This is a genomic window from Streptomyces sp. NPDC001985 (genome assembly GCF_040296845.1).
GTDB lineage: Bacteria > Actinomycetota > Actinomycetes > Streptomycetales > Streptomycetaceae > Streptomyces.
Window position 1 is genome coordinate 1 of the sequence record NZ_JBEOYB010000165.1, and the last position, 4,303, is coordinate 4,303.

Below are 4,303 nucleotides of genomic sequence, written 5' to 3' on the forward strand. Positions count from 1 at the left end.
TTTCCACCCCGCGCGCGCCGGCGCCTGGCCCCCCCCCCCCGCCTCCCGTTTGGCCACCCAGAACACCCCCTCCCCGCGGGGGCGGGGCCCCCGCCCGGGGCCCGCGACCCGCGGACCGTCAGCGCACCCGCCCCTCCCGCAGCTCCCCCTTCAGCACCTTCCCGCCCGCGTTGCGCGGCAGCCCCGCGACGAACTCCACCTCCCGCGGCACCTTGTAGTTCGCCATCTCCCGGCGCGCCCAGTCGATCAGCTCGTCCGCCGTGACCGTCGCACCCGGCCGCCGCACCGCGTACGCCCTCCCGACCTCGCCCAGCCGTCCGTCCGGCACCCCGACCACCGCCACGTCCGCGATGTCCGGGTGGAGCGCGAGGAGCTGCTCTATCTCCGCCGGGTAGGCGTTGAACCCGCCGACGATGAACATGTCCTTGATCCGGTCGGTGATCCTCAGGTTGCCGTCCGCGTCCAGCACACCCACGTCCCCGGTGCGCAGCCAGCCGTCCCCGTCCAGGACGGCGGCCGTGGCCCCGGGGTCCTCGAAGTACCCCCGCATCACCTGGTGTCCGCGCACCAGCACTTCCCCGGGCTCCCCGGGCCCTCCCGGCTCCCCCGACCCGGTGACCACCCGGACCTCGGTGCCGGGGACGGGGCGCCCGGAGGTGCCGGCGACGGTGGCCGGGGAGTCGTCCCGGCGGCACATGGTGACGATGCCGGACGCCTCGGAGAGCCCGTACGCGGTCAGGACCGTACCGATCCCCAGCTCCTCCCGCAGCCGCTCCACCAGCCGTAGCGGCACCACCGCCGCACCCGTCACCACCAGCCGCAGCGACGAGAGGTCGTAGCGGTCGCGCGCGGGGTGGTCGAGCAGCGAGCGGTGCAGCGCCGGCGGACCGGGCAGTACGGTGATCCGCTCGGCGGCGACCTGCGCGAGGGCGGCCCGGGCGCTGAACACCGGCTGCGGCACCATCGTCGCGCCGCGCATCAGCGAGGCGATGATCCCGGCCTTGTAGCCGAAGGTGTGGAAGAAGGGGTTCACGATCAGATAGCGGTCGCCCTCCCGGAGCCCGGCCAGCTCGCTCCAGACGCCGTAGCAGCGCAGGGTCTGGGCATGCGTGATCATCGCGCCCCTGGGGCGGCCGGTGGTGCCGGAGGTGAAGACGATGTCCGAGAGGTCCCCGGGCCCGACCGAGTCCGCCCGCTCGCGGACCTCCCGGGCGCTCACCCCCGCGCCCCCGGCGAGGAAGGCGCGCCAGGTGCGGTAGGGCTCGGGGGCGCTGTCGCCGAGGACCACCACCTGCTCCAGCCCGGGGAGCGGGACCCCGGAGCGCCGCAGCGCGGCGATGTAGGAGGTGCCCAGGAACGTGCCGGTGACGAAGAGCAGCCGCACCCGGCCGCGCCGCAGCACATCGGCGGCCTCGCCGCCCTTGAAGCGGGTGTTCAGCGGCACCAGCACCGCCCCCGCCATGACCGTGCCGAGCGCGGAGACGATCCAGTCGAGGGTGTTGGGCGCCCAGATCGCGACCCGGTCGCCCCGCCGGACCCCGGCGGCCAGGCACGCGGCGGCGGCCCGCTCCACCCGCTCGCCCAGCGCGGTGTACGAGAGGCGGGTGCGGCCCTCCACGACGGCCTCGCGCTCCCCGTACCGCGCGGCGGCCTCCCGCACCAGTGCCCCGACCGTGCCCCACTCCAGGTCGCCGCGCATCGGGTCGGGCAGGGGATCAGGCAGGGGATCACGCATGGAAACCGCCTCCGCACGCTGGCTGACTATCCGTCAGATTAGCGGTAGCCTGACGCGCTGTCAGCCATCGGGATCGAACGGCGGAGGTGCCCGTGACCCGTCTCAAGGACGCGGCGGCGATAGCCGGGATCGGCCGCACCGCCTTCGCGAAGAGGCTCCCCGAGCCGGAGAAGACCCTGGCCTGCCGGGCCGTCGTCGCCGCTCTCGACGACGCGGGGATCGCCGCGTCGGAGGTCGACGCGTTCGCCTCGTACACCATGGAGGAGACCGACGAGGTCGAGATCGCCAAGGCCATCGGCGCCGGCGATGTCACCTTCTTCTCCCGGGCCGGCTACGGCGGTGGGGGTTCCTGCGCCACCCTCGCCCATCTCGCCGCCGCCATCGCCACCGGACAGGCGAGCGTCGGCGTGGCCTGGCGCTCCCGCAAGCGCGGCAGCGGCCCCCGCCCCTGGCGGAACACCGCCGCCCAGCTCCCCGTACCCGCCCAGTGGACCCGGCCCTTCGGGCTGCTGCGGCCCGCCGACGAGATCGGGATGCTGGCCCGGCGCTATATGCACGAGTACGGCGCCACCCGCGATCACTTCTTCAATGTGGCGCTCGCCTGCCGCAACCGGGCCAACCAGAACCCGGCGGCGATGATGTACGAACGGCCGCTCACCCGGGAGATGTACATGACCTCCCGGTGGATCAGCGAGCCGCTCTGTCTCTTCGACAACTGCCTGGAGACCGATGGCGCGCTCGCCTGTGTGATCGTCTCCGCCGCGCGGGCCCGGGACTGCCGGCAGCGGCCCGTCTACATCCACTCCGTCGCGCAGGGGCTGCCCGCCCAGCACCACGGGATGGTCAACTACTGGAACGACGACCCGCTCACCGGGCCCGCCTGGACCGCCGCCCGGCAGCTCTGGAAGTCCGCCGACTTCGGCCCCGAGGACGTCGATGTCGCCCAGATCTACGACGCGTTCACCCCGCTGATCCCGCTCTCCCTGGAGGGGTACGGCTTCTGCGGGCGCGGCGAGGGCGCGGCGTTCACCGAGGGCGGCGCGCTGGAGATCGGCGGGCGGCTGCCGCTGAACACCTCCGGCGGCGGGCTCAGCGAGGCGTATGTCCACGGCTTCAACCTGATCACCGAGGGGGTCAGCCAACTGCGCGGCACCTCCACCGCGCAGGTACCGTCCGCCGCCACCTGCCTGGTCACGGCGGGCGAGGGCGTACCCACGTCGGCCGTGCTGCTGAGGAGCTGAGATGCCGCTGCTGGAACCGGTACCCGACGACGACGGCGCGCCGTTCTGGGAGTACGCGGCCCGGGGCGAACTGCGCGTCCAGACCTGCCGTCCCTGCGGTGAGCCGCGCTTCCCGCCCCGGCCGTGCTGCCCGCGCTGCCAGTCCTTCGGCACCGCGTGGCGGCTGATGAGCGGCCGGGGCAGGATCTGGTCGTACGTGGTGCCGCACCCGCCGCTGCTGCCCGGGTACGCGGAGCTGGCCCCGTACAACACCGTCCTGGTGGAGCTGGCCGACGCGCCGCGCATCCGGCTCGTGGGCAATGTGGTCTCCGCGCCGGACGCCCCGCTGAACTCGGTCGACCCGGCCCGGCTGCGGATCGGGGCGGCGGTACGGGTCGCGTTCACCGCGCCCGGACCCGGCGGCGGGGTCCGGCTGCCGCGCTGGCAGCTGGAGCGGGCATGAGCCTGCGGGTGGACCTGACGGAGGTCGGGGAGACGGGGGTCGCGGTCGTCGCCCTGGACCGGCCCGAGAAGCTCAACGCGATCGACCTGGAGACGGCGGGGCGGCTGGGCGAGGTGTGGCGGGAGTTCCGCCACGACGACGCGGTACGGGCGGTGGTGCTCACCGGCACCGGGACCCGGGCCTTCTGCACGGGGATCGACCGCGCGGTGGAGGTGCCGCAGCCCGGCTCTCCGTACTCGATCGACGATCCGCTGATCGCGATCGGCCCCAAGGCCAACGACCTCTGGAAGCCGGTGATCGCGGCGGTGGAGGGGATGGCGTGCGGCGGGGCGTTCTATCTGCTGGGGGAGTGCGAGTTCCTGGTGGCCTCGCGGACGGCCACCTTCTTCGACCCGCACACCACCTACGGGATGGTCAGCGCGTACGAGTCGGTGTATCTGGCGCAGCGGATGCCGTACGGGGAGGTGGCGCGGCTGGCGCTGATGGGGACGGCCGAGCGGATGCCCGCGCGGCGGGCGCACGAGGTGGGGCTGGTCTCGGAGCTGGTCGAGCCCGGGGAGGCGCTGGTGGGGGCGGTGCGGGTGGCGAGGGTGGTGGCGGGGTATCCCGCGGGGGCGGTGCAGGGGACGGTGCGGGCGGTCTGGGCGGCGGGGGAGGTCGCCCGGGCCCATGCCTTCGCCCTGGCCCCGCACCTGATCTCGCTGGGCAACCTCCCCCGATCAACCCAGACCACCCTCTTCACCTCCCGCCCCACCACGTGAGCCCTCCCCTCCCTCCCCGCCCACCGGCACACCCGCGTGCTGCGGGCCCGGGTCGGGGGCCGGCCCCCGAACCCCCGCTCCTCAATCGCCGGAGGGGCTCGGGGTGTGCGGCTCCGTCGCCCTG

General features: G+C 74.3%; 4 protein-coding genes. 3 read left to right on the plus strand and 1 reads right to left on the minus strand.

Features of this window, described 5'->3' with window-relative positions; translation table 11 throughout:
- Positions 1–118: 118 nt before the first annotated feature.
- Positions 119–1,699, minus strand: a complete 1,581-nt coding sequence (locus ABT122_RS33280) for a FadD3 family acyl-CoA ligase (protein ID WP_351559887.1) — start codon at positions 1,697–1,699, stop codon at positions 119–121.
- A gap of 128 nt (positions 1,700–1,827) precedes the next feature.
- Here ABT122_RS33280 and ABT122_RS33285 point away from each other — a divergent pair, with 128 nt between their 5' ends.
- From ABT122_RS33285 to ABT122_RS33295, 3 genes are read left to right on the plus strand one after another with little or no spacing between them, the layout of a single operon-like run.
- Positions 1,828–2,976 carry a lipid-transfer protein gene (locus ABT122_RS33285; protein ID WP_351559881.1) on the plus strand — a complete coding sequence of 383 codons (1,149 nt, stop codon included), beginning with the start codon at positions 1,828–1,830 and terminating at the stop codon, positions 2,974–2,976.
- A 1-nt stretch (position 2,977) separates the two neighbouring features.
- On the plus strand, positions 2,978–3,418 hold the full coding sequence (locus tag ABT122_RS33290; protein ID WP_351559883.1) for a Zn-ribbon domain-containing OB-fold protein: 441 nt from the start codon (positions 2,978–2,980) through the stop codon (positions 3,416–3,418).
- Positions 3,415–4,179 (plus strand): enoyl-CoA hydratase/isomerase family protein, encoded by a 765-nt coding sequence (locus tag ABT122_RS33295; RefSeq protein WP_351559885.1) that lies wholly within the window; start codon positions 3,415–3,417, stop codon positions 4,177–4,179. Before ABT122_RS33290 ends, ABT122_RS33295 begins: the two co-directional genes overlap by 4 nt.
- Positions 4,180–4,303: the final 124 nt, after the last annotated feature.